General features: G+C 47.1%; 10 protein-coding genes and 1 pseudogene. 4 read left to right on the top strand and 7 right to left on the bottom strand.

The window, feature by feature from the left end:
- Nucleotides 1-3: 3 nt before the first annotated feature.
- From yoaA to EDC16_RS08060, 5 genes and pseudogenes are all read right to left on the bottom strand, one after another.
- Nucleotides 4-1,995: a DNA repair helicase YoaA gene (gene yoaA / locus EDC16_RS08075; RefSeq protein ID WP_132967215.1), complete on the bottom strand. Its 1,992-nt coding sequence runs from the start codon at nucleotides 1,993-1,995 to the stop codon at nucleotides 4-6.
- Nucleotides 1,985-2,266 carry a DUF3781 domain-containing protein gene (locus EDC16_RS12750; protein WP_176551971.1) on the bottom strand — a complete coding sequence of 94 codons (282 nt, stop codon included), beginning with the start codon at nucleotides 2,264-2,266 and terminating at the stop codon, nucleotides 1,985-1,987. Before EDC16_RS12750 ends, yoaA begins: the two co-directional genes overlap by 11 nt.
- A 6-nt stretch (nucleotides 2,267-2,272) precedes the next feature.
- Nucleotides 2,273-3,100: pseudogene (locus tag EDC16_RS08070) on the bottom strand (BRO-N domain-containing protein); the annotation flags it as partial.
- Between the two features lie 27 nt (nucleotides 3,101-3,127).
- Nucleotides 3,128-4,501 carry a DNA repair protein RadA gene (gene radA / locus EDC16_RS08065; protein WP_132967211.1) on the bottom strand — a complete coding sequence of 458 codons (1,374 nt, stop codon included), beginning with the start codon at nucleotides 4,499-4,501 and terminating at the stop codon, nucleotides 3,128-3,130.
- A gap of 6 nt (nucleotides 4,502-4,507) precedes the next feature.
- Entirely contained in the window at nucleotides 4,508-5,572 is a 1,065-nt protein-coding gene (locus tag EDC16_RS08060) for a CYTH domain-containing protein (protein ID WP_132967209.1), read from the bottom strand.
- Nucleotides 5,573-5,747: 175 nt separating this feature from the next.
- Between EDC16_RS08060 and EDC16_RS08055 the strand changes: the two genes are divergently transcribed.
- The 4 genes from EDC16_RS08055 to EDC16_RS08040 all read left to right on the top strand — a co-directional run bounded on the left by EDC16_RS08055 (nucleotide 5,748) and on the right by EDC16_RS08040 (nucleotide 9,741).
- Nucleotides 5,748-6,428 (top strand): TIGR00153 family protein, encoded by a 681-nt coding sequence (locus EDC16_RS08055; RefSeq protein ID WP_132967207.1) that lies wholly within the window; start codon nucleotides 5,748-5,750, stop codon nucleotides 6,426-6,428.
- A gap of 33 nt (nucleotides 6,429-6,461) precedes the next feature.
- A complete protein-coding gene (locus EDC16_RS08050; protein ID WP_132967205.1) occupies nucleotides 6,462-7,724 on the top strand; it encodes an inorganic phosphate transporter in 1,263 nt (420 codons plus the stop codon).
- A 137-nt stretch (nucleotides 7,725-7,861) separates the two neighbouring features.
- Nucleotides 7,862-8,476, top strand: coding sequence for a TIGR04211 family SH3 domain-containing protein (locus tag EDC16_RS08045; protein WP_132967203.1), 615 nt, complete (start codon nucleotides 7,862-7,864; stop codon nucleotides 8,474-8,476).
- Between the two features lie 11 nt (nucleotides 8,477-8,487).
- The gene (locus EDC16_RS08040; RefSeq protein WP_132967201.1) at nucleotides 8,488-9,741 is read left to right on the top strand and encodes a multifunctional CCA addition/repair protein; all 1,254 of its coding nucleotides are present in this window, start codon (nucleotides 8,488-8,490) and stop codon (nucleotides 9,739-9,741) included.
- Here the strand turns inward: EDC16_RS08040 and recD are convergent.
- Both recD and recB read right to left on the bottom strand, forming a co-directional pair.
- Nucleotides 9,738-11,723, bottom strand: coding sequence for an exodeoxyribonuclease V subunit alpha (gene recD / locus EDC16_RS08035; protein ID WP_132967199.1), 1,986 nt, complete (start codon nucleotides 11,721-11,723; stop codon nucleotides 9,738-9,740). The two genes, EDC16_RS08040 and recD, sit on opposite strands and share 4 nt — an antisense overlap.
- On the bottom strand, nucleotides 11,720-15,469 hold the full coding sequence (gene recB / locus EDC16_RS08030) for an exodeoxyribonuclease V subunit beta (RefSeq protein WP_132967197.1): 3,750 nt from the start codon (nucleotides 15,467-15,469) through the stop codon (nucleotides 11,720-11,722). The genes recD and recB overlap by 4 nt, the downstream gene beginning before the upstream one ends.
- Between the last annotated feature and the right edge of the window lie 3 nt (nucleotides 15,470-15,472).

The raw sequence follows: 15,472 nt of genomic DNA, 5'->3' as shown, positions 1-15,472 counted from the left end.
TTGCTACTCTAGGGTCTGTTGATGTTTGTCTATAATTTGAGCTTGCTGTAAAAATGTAATCACTCGATTCAGATCTCGAGTGCGTGTGGCATTCGGCAAGCTCTTTAAAAACGTCGCGCCATACGGACGCATCACTAAACGTGAATCACAAATAATCACCGCACCTCGGTCAGTGACATCACGAATCAAGCGCCCGACACCTTGTTTCAAACTGATCACCGCTGTCGGCAACTGTACCTGATTAAACGGGTCGCCACCTTTCAAACGGCAATCTTCAATCCGGGCTTTCAACAACGGTTCGTCCGGTGAAGCAAACGGCAGTTTGTCGATGATCACCAGCGACAGCGCATCACCACGCACGTCCACTCCCTCCCAAAAACTGGAGGTTGCCACCAATACTGAATGGCTCTCTTCAGTAAACTTCTGTAACAGTTTGCCTTTGCCCATTTCTCCCTGCAACAGCACCGATAAGCTGCTGTGTTCACGTAGGTATTCTGCCAGCCCCCGCATCATCACATATGAAGTGCACAGCAAAAAACAGCGCCCTTGATTGGCTTCGATCACCGGCAGCAACATCTCGCCCAACCTGCCCAAGGTCTGCTTGTGATTACTGCCCGGTAGAAAACGCGGCACACAAAACAGTGATTGTTTGGGATAATCAAACGGCGAAGCCAGTACTTTTTGCTGACTGTTTTTAATTCCCATTCGCTCGCAGAAAAAATCGAAATTGCCACCGACTTCCAGCGTTGCTGAGGTGAAAATCCAACCGGCCTGCTGGTTTTGCAACTGCTGTCCAAATTTGTCCGCCACTGTCAACGGTGTTAAATGCAGCGCAAACTGACGGTTAAAGGTTTCGAACCAATAACAATAGCCGGTGATGCCGGTGTCTAAAATCCGCTTAAACTGTGTTTGTATGGTTTGAATCCGTTCAAAAATACTGTCCAGTGTTTGCGAACGTCCCAACGCCAATTTGACCACATCATGCACAAATTCCAGATTTTCCTGTAAGCTTTGTACCGCTCTTTGCACGTTTGGATCGGCAAAAAAGGTTCGCAAATTTCCCCGTTGGTTGCCCTCGCCCATCATCAGGCGAAAATCCTGCACAATTTTTTGTAAGTGATCGGCCGCGGTTCCCAGTTGCTTCAAATCTTTCACTTCGGTGCGGTAACATAATGTCATATCACGGCATAAATCATACAACTGACGCGAGCTGATCGCTTGCCCAAAGTATTGGCTGGCAATGTCCGGCAATTGGTGAGCTTCATCAAAAATAATCACTTTGGCTTCAGGAATCAGTTCGCCAAAACCGTTTTCTTTCACCGCCATATCGGCACAAAACAGATGGTGATTCACCACCACCAAATCCGCTTCCAGTGCTTTTTTGCGTGCTTTGGAAACATAACACTCGGCATAATTCGGGCAATCACTGCCTAAACAACTCTCGGTGGTGCTGGTTAATTGCGGTAAAATCGGGCTGTCTTCCGGCAATGCGGCACACTCGCTTAAATCACCGTTTGCGGTCGAAGTCTGCCATTTTCGTACCACTGCTAACGATGCCAATACCGATTTATCGCCCAACACCCCCTCAGCAATCAATTTGTCCAGCCGTTCCAGACAAAGATAGTTGGCACGACCTTTAAGCAGTGCCAGTTTGCCACTGTAGCCCAAAGCTTTTTGAATAGTCGGTAAATCACGGTTAAACAGCTGATCTTGCAGATTTTTTGAGCCGGTCGAAATAATGGTTTTTTTGCCTGACAGCATTGCCGGCACCAAATAAGCGAAGGTTTTTCCGGTGCCGGTACCCGCTTCTATCACCAACTGCCCTTGTTGCACAATCGCCTGTTCCACCGCTTGCGCCATCGCAAACTGCTCATCGCGCGGACGAAATTGTTTGATATGACGACTTAGCGTACCGTCCACAGCAAATGCCGATATTAGTTTTGTACTGGGTTTGCTGGAATAAGCTGCAATTTCTTGTTTGGGATTAGCCGCCATTATTGTCCTTGTAGCTTATTTTGTGTGCTGTGATGATACAGTAATTATTAGCATTAATTGTTATGACACTGCCATCAACACTAATATTCCAGTTCTTTCCATTTTTGCTAATCACCGCATGGGGTAACCCAATCTTCAGCTTACACCACTCAACGATATTATCTGTTACTAATTCTAGATTTTTTTGTATACGGGCAGCACCTAATTCAGTGATATGAATTTTATCTAAGTGATTTAATAACAGCTTCTCTTCCTGGATTTTTTCCTGCATTGGTATTTCAGAAATATCTTCAAATAACTTTGAAAAATTAATTGCGTTTTTTGGTGTAATTATTGGTTTCCCTGTTTCCTTCTCGATCTCTTTTCTCGTATTTCCAGCGATAGAGCCACCTCGCTTAGCGGTTTGCCTATTCTCTTCCAACCCCATTGGCTTTTCAACCTTAGTCAACTCTGTTGTCGTTGCTTCAGCAAGCATATTGAGCACCAGTTCAAGCGTAGACATATTATCTCTTAGATTTTCTTTTTTCAGATTTTTGAAGTCTTTATATTGACGGGTGGTCATACCACTCCAAGCTTTTGATATTTCGTTTGTCAGAATGGCATATTCCATTCCTTCTTTAATTCCGTGATCTTCCCAAACATCAGTCAGCTCCTTTCTCACTTGAATAGCTTGAAGGCGTTGATTAATCCATTCTCTGGAATAACCTTTTTGTAAGTATGTCTGCAAAGCTCTTTCAATGGTCAATTCAGGATCAATAATTTCATCCATTCGTTGTTTACCTACTCCGGCTAACCACATTTTAAAGGGTTCAGCTTTGGGGGAAGGAATAGATTGGATAATGCGGAAGATCCCTTGCATCTCTGCAACATCAGTCTTATATTTTTTACCGTCTGAGGACACTAATTTCAGTTGTCGACAAAATGTCGACAACTCAGATTTATCTTCCTCAGCCATACGTTTTTTTACCCGATACCAATAATCTCTGGGATTGTTGCTTTCCGTAAGCACGGCTACCACGTCAATAACTGAAAAATACCACTCCTCTTTTTCATTATCCCAAATTGATCTAATCTCTTTATTTTCATAAAGTTTTATCTCATTCATCGTTCTGCTCCGTTATCCTTCACTCGGCTAAAAATCATCTAGCACGGCTAAAGCATCCGCTAATTTTTTTACGGTGAAAACCTGCATTTGTTCGATATTGTGCTTTGGTTTATTGGCAAACGGAACAATCGCGCGACGAAAGCCATGTTTTGCGGCTTCGCTGATCCGCTCTTGCCCGCTGGTAACCGGGCGAATTTCCCCTGCCAAACCGACTTCGCCGAATACCACCAAATCTTGCGGTAAAGGGCGGTTACGAAAACTGGAAATCAACGCCAGCAACAGGGCCAAATCGGCACCGGTTTCTGCGACTTTCACACCGCCGACCACATTGACAAACACATCTTGATCGGACATCTGCACATTGCCGTGCCGATGCAACACTGCCAACAGTAACGCCAGGCGGTTTTGTTCTAATCCGACTGCAACCCGCCGCGGATTGGCTAGCATTGAGTGATCGACCAATGCCTGAATTTCCACCAGTAAAGGGCGCGTCCCTTCCCATAACACCATCACCGAGCTGCCGGAAGTCTGTTCTTCACCACGGCTTAAAAAAATCGCCGACGGATTTTTGACTTCGCGCAAGCCTTGTTCAGTCATCGCAAAAACGCCTAATTCGTTGACCGCGCCAAAACGGTTTTTGTGGCTACGCAAAGTGCGGTAGCGTGAATCGGCTTCGCCCTCAAGCAAAATTGAACAGTCGATGCAGTGTTCCAGCACTTTCGGGCCGGCAAGCGTACCGTCTTTGGTGACATGACCGACCATAATAATCGCCACTTGTTTGGTTTTGGCATAGCGAGTTAAAAACGAAGCACATTCGCGCACTTGCGCCACACTACCGGGCGAGGATTGAATATCTGCCAAGTGCATCACTTGAATAGAGTCGATCACAATCACCTTCGGCTTTTCCTGGTCGGCAATATTGCAAATCTGCTCAACGGAAGTTTCTGACAGCATGCGCAGTTTATCACTCGGCAGTCCCAACCGGTTGGCACGCATCGCCACTTGCTGCAACGATTCCTCCCCGGTGACATACAAGGTTGGCATCTGTTGTGCCAAACCACACATCACTTGCAATAATAAAGTACTTTTACCGGCACCGGGATGTCCTCCGATCAAAATTGCACTGCCCGGCACAATGCCACCGCCCAGCACACGATCCAATTCGCTGAAACGGCTGCTGAAACGTGGCGTTTCTTGCAGGCTGATTTCGGACAAGGTCTGTACTTTTGCGTTGCTTTCCCCGGCATAACCACTAAAACGGTCGCCTTTAGAGACTGTGCTGACCAAGCGCACTTCGCTGATGGTATTCCAAGCTTTACAGGCGCTGCACTGTCCCTGCCAGCGAGCATAATCTGCACCACAATCATTGCAAACATAGGCTTTTTTCGGAGTTTTCGCCATGTGATATTATCCGTTGAGGGTCAATTTAATCAGGTAAATCTGGCGTTTGACGCCATTACCGCGGTGCAAAAACTCGTGCAGACGTAAAGTGCGGTTTTCATCGCCCGACAGTTGGCTTAATTCAGTTAATTTCGCCAAAAAACGCTGATTCAATTCAATTAACTCCTCAATTGAATCTTGGTCCAACCGCACTTTTAAGCGCTGCCCGACTTGCTGCTGATAAACCTGCCACAGGAGTGATTGATGTTGAGCGTAATAGCGGTATAACGTCATAAACGCTTGTAATGCACTGTCAAGCTGTGCAGCCGATAGTGGCATGGTCAACAGCTCAGCGTAGTACTCCGTCAACGACTGCTCATAAGCAAATAGTCGGCTCAATGCTGCACTCGCAGTGGCTGCCTGCGATAGGTCAGACAGCAATTGCTGCCACTGATGCTGCCATTCAAAGGCTTGCAACGGTACGATCCCGGCCAAGCGATAGCCGCGTTTGGCTTTGCTGACCGAGCCCAAACGAATACCGTCCGACAGACTGAGAGATTCGACAAAGGTCAACAGATCATCCAAGCTGCCGTGCTTCAGTTCAAATTCAGCTTCATAAATCGGCTCAAACCGCTCTTGCGCTTCGATTTCGCCTTGATCCAACGCCACTTCAATATTTGCACCGTTACCCAATTCAATTTCCCATGCTTGGCGTAAAAAATCAGTGCTGAAAATCGGTTTCAAATGTTGCTGTAACTGTTCAAGCGGGCGGCTGAGCTGTAAATCAGCAAATTGGTTCAAGCCGTTTAAACGAGGCGACGCATCGTCTAACGCACAATTGTATTCCGGACGCATGTGCAAACCACCAATTGTGGTTCCGTCGGTTTTCAGGGTTAAAATAAACTGATCATTCAGCGTTCTGACCCGCAATCCCATACGTTGCGATGAGAAAAAATAGTCGGTGGTATCATAGTAACAGTTACCCAACACTTGCTGAGTATGGGATAACACTTTAAAGCTCGCCATCTCTTTGCTTAAAAAAGCGGCAAATGCTGGATTAACCAGCAGCTTTAATTCAATTTCTGCGCTCATATTTCGGCCCCGCTTGTTTTATAACTATCCGTTTAAGATGACAATTTGATTACAATTTAGCAAAAAAGGTTTATTTCTCAAATTAAAATCGTGAGTTATGCCGTAGTTTCGGTTATTATGCGGCAATAATCATCACCTGAGTTATATTATCTTATCGTATATTGGAGCTAATGCTATGCCACTCAACAATATCTTGGGCTTGTTTGCTCAATCCCCACTCAAACCCTTAGAAAAACACTCAAATAAAGTCAGCGAATGCTGTGATATCCTGGTGCCTTTCTTTAAAGCAACATTCGAAAACGATTGGACATTGGCGGAAGAGCTACGTAAAAAAATCTCCGACGCCGAACGTGAAGCCGACAGCTTAAAACGTGAAATCCGACTGAAATTACCACGCGGGCTATTTATGCCACTTGATCGCACCGATCTATTAGAACTGGTCACTCAGCAAGATAAGCTGGCAAACTACGCCAAAGACATCGCTGGGCGTGCCGTTGGGCGCCATCTTTGTATTCCACAACCGATGCAACAGGCTTTTTTGGAATACTTAAACCGCAGTTTAGACGCTGCACATCAAGCCACACGGGTGATCCAAGAGATGGATGAGCTCTTGGAAACCGGATTTAAAGGGCGTGAATTGAATTTCGTGAATAAAATGATCAATGAATTGGATGCGATCGAAGATGATACCGATCATCAACAAATTTTATTGCGCCGCCAATTATTGGAAATCGAAGACCAATACAAACCGGTCGATGTGATTTTTCTGTATAAAATCCTCGAATGGATCGGTGTGCTTGCCGATCAGGCGCAACGGGTCGGTTCACGTATCGAATTAATGTTGGCTCGCTCTTAAGCATATCCCAAACAAGAATAACGAGGATATTATATGGAATTTATCGCACAATACGGTCACACCGTAGTGATTATCACGGCGATCGCCGGACTTTTAATGGCTTTCGGAATCGGCGCCAATGATGTTTCCAACGCAATGGGAACATCCGTCGGCTCTGGCACTATCACAGTTAAACAAGCAATTTTAATCGCAATGGTCTTTGAATTTGCCGGTGCTTATCTGGCTGGCGGTGAAGTCACCGAAACCATCAAGAGTGGTATCATCGATCCCAGCTTATTTGCAGCAGTGCCTGAAGTATTGATTTTGGGGATGATGTCGTCGCTTTTTTCAGCCGGCGCCTGGCTTCTGATCGCCTCTTATATGGGCTGGCCGGTTTCGACTACCCATTCAATTATCGGCGCAATCATCGGCTTTGCCTGTGTTACCGTTGGCCCGCATACGGTAGATTGGGGCTCGGTTAAAGGCATTGTCGGCAGTTGGTTTATCACGCCGATCATCTCCGGTTTGGTCGCATATACCATTTTTGTCAGCACCCAGCGCCTGATTTTTGATACTGAAACCCCGATGGAAAATGCGCAAAAATACGGTCCGTTCTATATGGGATTGACCAGCTTCATCATCTGCATTGTCACTATGACCAAAGGTCTGAAACACGTCGGTCTACACCTCAGCACAATGCAAACCTTTTTCATCTCCTTAGCCATCAGTATTATCTCAATCATCTTCTGCCACTACTACTTCCGCAGCGAATCCTTTAAAAATCGAGTACAAGGCGGTGCCTTCGGTGGCGTTGAAAAAGTATTCAGTATTTTAATGTTACTAACCGCTTGTTCCATGGCATTTGCTCACGGTTCAAACGATGTCGCCAATGCCATCGGTCCACTGTCTGCAGTCGTTTCAATCGTTGATAATGGCGGTGTAATCGCCAGCAAAAGCGCACTGGCATGGTGGATTCTGCCACTCGGTGCAACCGGAATTGTTATCGGTTTGGCGGTGATGGGTTATAAGGTCATGGGTACCATCGGCGGCGGTATCACCGATTTAACCCCAAGCCGTGGCTTCTCTGCTGAATTTGCCACCGCAATCACCGTGGTCATCGCCTCCGGTACCGGCTTGCCGATTTCCACCACCCAAACCTTGGTCGGTGCAGTGCTCGGGGTTGGATTTGCACGCGGTATCGCCGCCCTTAACCTCAATGTTATCCGCAATATTTTTGCCTCATGGGTTGTGACTTTACCGGCCGGTGCCATTTTTGCTATTATCTTCTACTATATTTTACATGCTATTTTTCTTTAGTCTTTTGGGTTAATCTCTTTTATTTACCTATAAAGATAAAATTGTAGAAGCAGGGCGGATTTTATATCCGCCCGTTGCATTGAATCTTTAAAATGAATGTTTAAAAATTGAAAACCGTTCAATTGATTGGTAACCACATGAAAAAATTTCTCAAAACTCTGTGTATTGCAACCTTTGTCACCCTTGCGGCACAAAGTGTCAGCGCCGCAGAGGTTCGCTACGTCACCGAAGATCTCAGCACCTATTTACGCCGTGGTGCCGGCGATGATTATCGGATTGCCGGTTCGATTAAATCCGGTGAAAAAGTGACGGTGCTCAGCCAAAAAGACAAATACAGCCAAATTCGTGACAGTCGTAACCGCGAAGCTTGGATTCTTACCAGCGAACTGAGCAGCGAAGCCAGCAGTAAAGAATTGATCCCGGCGCTAAAAAACCAAATTCAAGAGCTGACGCTAAAATTGAACCGCATTGATGAAGAGTGGCAACAGCGCGTTTCTGAAATGCAACGCCGCAGCCGTCAAGCCGAAAGCCAAAGCAGTCAACTGTTGGAACAAAACAGCCAGCTAAAACGCCAATTAGACATCAGCAGCAATAAAAATAAAGAGTATGAAGCGCTGCTAAGCGCCGAAAAACAAGAGATTATTATCCGCTGGTTTATCTATGGCGGTTCGGTGATGCTGGTCGGCTTAATTCTCGGCTTAATTCTGCCGAATATTATACCGCGTCGCCGTCGCCGTGACGGTTGGTCATAATTCATTCTACGATGATAAAAACTCTGCAATCGCAACTTGAAATCTATCTGGTCGGTGGCGCTGTGCGCGATCAGCTGTTGGGGCTTGAGGTAAAAGATCGTGACTGGGTGGTGGTCGGTTCAACCCCGCAACACATGCTGGCACAAGGCTACCGCCAAGTCGGGCAAGATTTCCCGGTGTTTCTGCATCCCGAAACCCAAGAAGAGTACGCTCTGGCACGGACTGAACGCAAGTGCGGTCATGGCTATCAAGGCTTTGCGGTTGATTTCACCCCGGGCATCAGTTTGGAACAAGATCTGCTGCGCCGCGATTTAACCATCAATGCGATTGCACAACGTCTCGACGGCGAATTAATCGATCCCTATCATGGTCTTCAAGATTTGCAAAACCGCACTTTACGCCATGTTTCCGCTGCGTTTGCCGAAGATCCGCTCAGAGTGCTGCGTGTTGCCCGTTTTCATGCACGTTTTGCCCATTTGGGTTTTAAGATTGCGGCTGAAACCCTACAACTGATGCAGCAGATTACTCAAAGTGGCGAATTGGATCATCTCACCCCGGAAAGGGTTTGGCTGGAAACGGAAAAAGCGTTAAAAACCGCCTCGCCACAAGTCTATTTTCAAAGCCTGCGCGACTGCGGCGCATTGGCACGGCTGTTTCCTGAAGTAGATGCCTTATTTGGTATCCCGAATCCACCACAGCACCACCCGGAAATCGACAGCGGCATCCACACCTTGATGGTGCTGGAGCAAGCAGCAAAATTAACAGGCGATCAAACGGATGCTGCTAGCATTCGTTTTGCTGCTTTGTGCCACGATTTGGGTAAAGCCCGCACCCCAGCGGAAAACTATCCGCACCACTACGGACATGAACAACTGGGCGTGCCGCCGACAATCGAATTGTGCCGCCGTTTAAAAGTGCCGAATCATTACCAACAGCTTGCGGTGTTATGCTGTCGTTATCACAGCCATATTCACCGCATTCAAGTGTTGAAAGCCTCTACCATTGTGCGCTTATTTGACAGTTTAGATGTGTGGCGTAAACCACAAAACCTGAACGCACTTTTAACCGTCTGTCTGGCAGATACGCGCGGACGCTTGGGCTTTGAACACAGCGATTATCCACAAGCGGATCTGGCACGGCAATTTTATCAACGTGCGGTTGCCGTTGATGTACAGGCGATCATCGCCGCCGGCTATCAAAAACAGCAAATTCGCGAACAATTGACCTTGCAAAGAATAAAAGCGATTTCCGCCGCTAAAGGTTAGGGTCTGCTCATTAAATTCAGCAATCCATACAATCCGCTGCGTCTTAAAATCGGTTTCTGTACCGCACTTTGCCATACCCGTTGTGTCGCAAACAGACTGAAATGGGTTTTGGCGCGGGTGATTGCGGTATAGAGCAATTCACGACTGAGCACCGGGCTGGCAGTCAGCGGCAAAATCAGCACCGTATGTGCAAATTCCGAGCCTTGAGATTTATGCACGGTCATGACAAATGCCGCCTCATGCGGCGGCACACGACTTGGTGAGACATCACGAAATCCGCCTTTACCATCTTCAAAACAGACTCGACTATTGCCTTGTTTGTCGGTCAAAAACAGACCGATATCGCCGTTATACAGCGCCACGGCATTGTCGTTTTGCAGCACCATAATCGGTTTGCCGTGGTAGCCTTCATGACGCTGGCGAAAATTCAATAATCCTTTCTGCCGCAAGCGCTCACTGAGTGCCATATTCAACTGCTCCACCCCAAATTCACCACTACGCAAACCGCTTAGCAACCGCACTTTGTTAAAAGCAGTGAAAACTGTTTTAAGCGATTCATGGCTGAAATCATCAAATTGATGCACTGCTTGCAGATAGTCGGCATACCAATTGACCGCATGCTTTAAAATCAGCTCAAGCGCATTGAGTGTCGGGTTGAAAGTGCGGTTTTCAACTGTATTGGCAGGCTGCTCAAGCGGATAAGGATAGCAAGTTAAATCACTTTTCTGTGCAAACCATTGCCAACTGTCGAAGCGCCCTAAATTGACACTTTCCGCCAACACTTTAATGCCTGAGTTTTGATCAAAGCGATAACTTTTACGCAGAAAACAGAGGCAATCACGAATCGGATGGCCATGCTCAACCGATTCATGTTGAATGGTGTCTAAATTTTGCCCTGTCACTTGTTCCAGATAAGCACAATGTTGTCGACTGTAGCCCTGTGCCAAAAACTGACACAACTGTGCCATCACGGCTCCACTTTCCACCGATGCCAATTGATCTTTGTCGCCCAGCAGAATCAAGCGAGTATGCGGTGATAGTGCATTCAGCAATTGGGTAAACAGATTCAAGTCAATCATCGAGGCTTCGTCTAATAACAGCAGATCAAACGGCAACGGATTGGCTTGATGATAACGGGCTTGCCGCCGTTCCGATTGGATTCCCAACAGTCGGTGCAAGGTTTGTGCCTGTAGTGGAATCTGCTGTTTCAGTCGATGATCGATAGTCGACGGCAATTGCGCCAAACTGTTGCCAATTGATTCGCTCAAGCGAGCCGCTGCTTTACCGGTCGGCGCCACCAAGGCAATATTGAGCGGTTCTGCTTGCCATTGCTGCTGTTGCCATTGCAAGGTCAGCAATAAATTGCATACGGTTCGTGTTTTGCCGGTGCCCGGGCCCCCGGAGATCACACTGAAATTATGCCGAAGTGCAGTGGCAACCGCAATTTTTTGCCAGTCAATCTGTGAATCTGTTGCCGGAAACAGTTGCGCTAGAAACGCCGCCAATCGGGGCAACTCAAATAAGGCGGCACGTTGTGACGAGCGCTGCGATAACTGTTGCGCAACTTGCTGTTCGTCAACGCCATTACGGTATAAATACAACAGACCGTTTAACCACAACAGCGGACGAGCTGGCTCAAATTGTTCACCAAAAGCGATATGCTGTTGTTCTTGCAATAAATATTGCCACTGGTTTGGTGCAATACCGTTCAAATGCTGTTGAATCTGTTGCAACAGCGGTCGTAATTCAGTTTGCATTGCCAAATCAAAGAAATCGCCATGTTCAAAATCAGTCGGGCTGAGGCAAGTGCTGCCGTTTTGGCTGTGATAACTGGACAGTGCCGCCAACAAAACCGCAAGGTCGGCAATTGGCTGCGGATAGGCATACGGCTGCTGTTTTTCCGCAATCAAAGCAGCAAATTGATAATCCAAACGGCTGATCGCACCAGCCTGTTGCAGTTGTTGTAAAATCGTCAGCATCATTCCGCCAATAAATTGTCTAATCCGTCAATCAAGCGCCAATCCGGTTTATCGAAATAGACCCCGGTTTGTGCGTTTTCGCCATTCAAACCACGCAAAAACAGGTAAAAAACACCGCCAAAATCCCGTTGATAATCATAATTTGCATCACGTTGTCGCAAATAACGGTGTAGCGCCAAGGTGTAAATCAAATATTGCAAATCATAGTGGTGATAGGCCATCACCCGATTGAGAATCGATGGCAGATAAGCGGCATAATTGTCGCCTAGCCGATTGGATTTGTAATCGATCAGATAGTATTTTCCGTCAATCCGACACACCAAATCGATAAAGCCACGCAACATCCCTTTGAAATAATCTAAATCAAAATCCACCGGCTGTTGTATTTGCTGGTTTATTTGCCGACATAGCGGCGGATACTGTTGTAATAAACGGTTGAGCTTAGCAGATCGCAGCGGTTTTTGTACACTGATCAAAAACGCCAGCTCTTTTAAACAATCCTGTGGCAACAAGCCCTGTAACCGCACTTGCCGCTCTTCTACCACTGATTCTGTCGGCTCTGCCGCTGATAGTGGCGTTTGACCAATCAGCCACAGCCATTGCACTAACGGTTCAAGCCAAGTGTCGTCTAATTCAAGCCTGCGGCAAAGCTCGCTGATTGCGGCCGGATCCGGATCGCGGCTAAAATCCATATGTTGTAAGAAATCATGCAGAACACTGCCCACCAAGCTGCCACTGGGGAAATTGAACGGGGTATGTGGCTGGCGCTGCCAGCAGGTCGGCAGCATAATGCTTGCAGCTTTATCGCCGGCTTGCTGCATTGCATTCGTCAACTGCTCTCCCAAGATAATCTCGTAATTCAATACGTCGCCGTCATCATCTTCACGCCATTGCTGATAGCGTTCGCCTACTTTTTCAAGCTCGGACACCATTCGATTTTTACGCATTTGATTGCGCTGGTGCATCGCAACAAGTGCGGTAAAACTGCTGATACGCCAGTTATTTTCGATTTTGCCATCAAATTCAGCCGCTTGCACCGCCTCAATCGGCAAGGGGGCAGCCCGCCACGCCTCGGCTTCAAGGCTTTCAATTGCCATAGTAGTGTAATCAGCAGCCGCAAAGCGCTGCGCAAGTCGCTCACTGGTGATAAATTCACTGCCATTTTTGAGCGACAACTGATCGTCCTGCTCGAATATTCGCTCAGACAATAAATACGCCAGCGCATTCCAGTTATGCTTTGTCGTCATTTGTGCCGGAAAACCAATATTCAGTTGATAACGGGCGCGAGTGGCTGCGACATAAAACAGCCGCAACTCTTCTGCCAATTTTTCTTTCAGCGTTTCCGCACGATGGCTTAGCGCCAGATCCCAACACAGCTGATTATCACTGTCGTGATAGCTCTGTAATGTGTTTGCATCGTCAGCTCTTGGCTTATAGCCTGCCCCGACGAACGGCAACCAGACGACACCATATTCCAGCCCTTTAGATTTATGCACCGTGACAATCTTGACCAGATCACGCTCACTCTCTAAGCGCAACCGCACTTGCTCCGCGTCAACTTCATCACTGTCAAGTTGCCGCTCGAACCAGCTTAACAACGCATGCTCGTTCTCATTTGCTGTGGCGCCTTGCTGCAAAAACTCCGCCAAATGCAGAATGTCGGTCATCGCCCGCTCGCCATCAGGCATCGCCAATAGCCTCGGCGGTAAATTTTGCTGCTGTAACAAGCGATGAATCATCGGCAGCACGCCTTGCGTTTGCCAAATAGACTGGTAGTTTAAAAACTGTGCGATCCACTGTTCCAAACTTTTTTCATCTCGGCGCAAATGATATAGCTCAGCGGCGTTCATACCGAACAACCGGCTCGCCAACACGGTCATCACCGCTTGTTCACGGTGCGGATTCAGGCAAGCAGTTAATAAATAACGTAATACCTGCGCCCATTCACTGTTTAGCACCGAACTGCGATCCGACAGATACACGCTGCGAATCCCCAGCAGCGCCAACGCCGATTTAATCTTATCCGCTTCGGTTTTATTGCGCACCAATACGGCAAAATCTTTTGCTGCCAAGCCGTTTTCTCCGCCCAGCAGGCATTGATTTTGCTCAATGGCTTTCAGCCACTGTTGCACCGAAACCGCACACGCCTGTGCCATGTCGTCCGTATTGTCGTTAGAACTCAGCATAAAATTGAGTGGCTTTTGCAGCACGCCGTTGAGCAACAAATCTTGACTCTGCTTACCCGCATTGACCGCTTGATATTGAATTTGCGGATAAATAAACGGCAGTGCATTATGTGCAAACAGTGTATTCAATGCCCCAATCAGCGCCGGGGTCGAACGCCAGTTGGTATCTAAGGTAAAGCGATTCGACACCGTTTGTGCCGCACTCAGATAGGTAAAAATATCAGCGTTACGAAAAGCATAAATCGACTGTTTCGGATCGCCGATCATAATCATGCCACCGTCACCAATATCGGCTTGATCAAGATATAACCGTTTAAAGATTTGGTATTGCTCCGCATCGGTATCCTGAAATTCGTCCACCATCGCAAACGGAAATTGTCGGCGGATCAACTGTGCCAGTTCGTTTCCACCTTGAGCATAAAGTGCGGTTTTTAAACGGCTGAGCAAATCGCCAAAACTCATCTGCTTATGCCCGGCTTTATACTCAGACAGCTTGGCACGCACGCCTTTGATATAGTGCCACAGCAATATGCGTTGATAAAAACCCAGGGGGGCAATTTGATCGATTGCCGCAAACAACGGATGTGTAATTTTCTCTTCACCCTTGGTTTTTTGATCCAAATTGGTTTGCGAAAAATACTTAACTAATTTCTCATTTAGCGCCAACGCATCACTGGCTGCCCATGTGTTAATCTCATCAATCGCCGGCACAATATAACGTTGTTGATAGCTTCTGCCGTCTAAACGCTTATCTTTCTTACGGTTTATCTCTGCCAGAAATAAAGCACGAATCTCAGCACTATCGGCTAACCATTGTTGCTTAATTGATTGAATTTTTAATAAATAATCAGAAACATCCTGCTGTAAAAAACTGTTAATGTCCGTTTGTGAGGAATTGGTTTGCGCAAACCGCACTTGCGGCATTTCGCCGTCCAATGCAGGCTTGATCAAGTCAAGCACCGTTTGCGGCGATTGCAAGCTGTAGTCAATAAAGCGGCTGATCGCCAAATTTTGTGGATAAAACTGCTCACGCCAATATTCTCGGCACAGTTGCAGTAATAACTTGTCCTGCTGCTCAACCATTTCCGGATCAAAAGCAATACCGGAGTGAAACGCATGGCGAGTCAGCATTCGTTGGCAAAAACCATGAATGGTAAAAATCGCTGCGGTATCCATATCCTGCTGCGCCGTTTCTAGGCGCAAAATTGCCGTCGGCAAGTCGTGTTTTAGTGCAAGATAAAGCGCATGCAAAAAAGGATCCGAACTGGCAAAGGTTGCTGTCGGTGATTGCGGCGCCTGCTGTAGCAAGGCTTGCTGTAATAAGGCCTTCAATTCGACAATCCGGCTGCGGATCCGCTCTTTCAACTCTTGGGTGGCGGCTTTGGTGAAAGTCATCACCAAAATCTGTTCCACCGTTAGCGCCCGACCTAAACCGTTTTCTCCAATATTCAACAGCAGGCGTAGATACAGCGCCACCATAGTATAGGTTTTTCCAGTACCGGCCGAGGCTTCGATCAACGAAACCCCGTTTAAAGGGTGGGTAATCGGATTCAGTTTTTGCATAAC

The organism is Testudinibacter aquarius, from assembly GCF_004342725.1.
GTDB lineage: Bacteria > Pseudomonadota > Gammaproteobacteria > Enterobacterales > Pasteurellaceae > Chelonobacter > Chelonobacter aquarius.
The sequence above is the reverse complement of the archived record's forward strand: the minus strand, read 5'-3'. Positions and strand labels throughout refer to the sequence as shown.

What these genes read in the sequence shown, in the direction of transcription:
- yoaA (WP_132967215.1), bottom strand. Translation starts at nt 1,995, where the DNA reads ATGGCGGCTAATCCCAAACAAGAAATTGCAGCTTATTCCAGCAAACCC.
- EDC16_RS12750 (WP_176551971.1), bottom strand. Translation starts at nt 2,266, where the DNA reads ATGCAGGAAAAAATCCAGGAAGAGAAGCTGTTATTAAATCACTTAGAT.
- radA (WP_132967211.1), bottom strand. Translation starts at nt 4,501, where the DNA reads ATGGCGAAAACTCCGAAAAAAGCCTATGTTTGCAATGATTGTGGTGCA.
- EDC16_RS08060 (WP_132967209.1), bottom strand. Translation starts at nt 5,572, where the DNA reads ATGAGCGCAGAAATTGAATTAAAGCTGCTGGTTAATCCAGCATTTGCC.
- EDC16_RS08055 (WP_132967207.1), top strand. Translation starts at nt 5,748, where the DNA reads ATGCCACTCAACAATATCTTGGGCTTGTTTGCTCAATCCCCACTCAAA.
- EDC16_RS08050 (WP_132967205.1), top strand. Translation starts at nt 6,462, where the DNA reads ATGGAATTTATCGCACAATACGGTCACACCGTAGTGATTATCACGGCG.
- EDC16_RS08045 (WP_132967203.1), top strand. Translation starts at nt 7,862, where the DNA reads ATGAAAAAATTTCTCAAAACTCTGTGTATTGCAACCTTTGTCACCCTT.
- EDC16_RS08040 (WP_132967201.1), top strand. Translation starts at nt 8,488, where the DNA reads ATGATAAAAACTCTGCAATCGCAACTTGAAATCTATCTGGTCGGTGGC.
- recD (WP_132967199.1), bottom strand. Translation starts at nt 11,723, where the DNA reads ATGATGCTGACGATTTTACAACAACTGCAACAGGCTGGTGCGATCAGC.
- recB (WP_132967197.1), bottom strand. Translation starts at nt 15,469, where the DNA reads ATGCAAAAACTGAATCCGATTACCCACCCTTTAAACGGGGTTTCGTTG.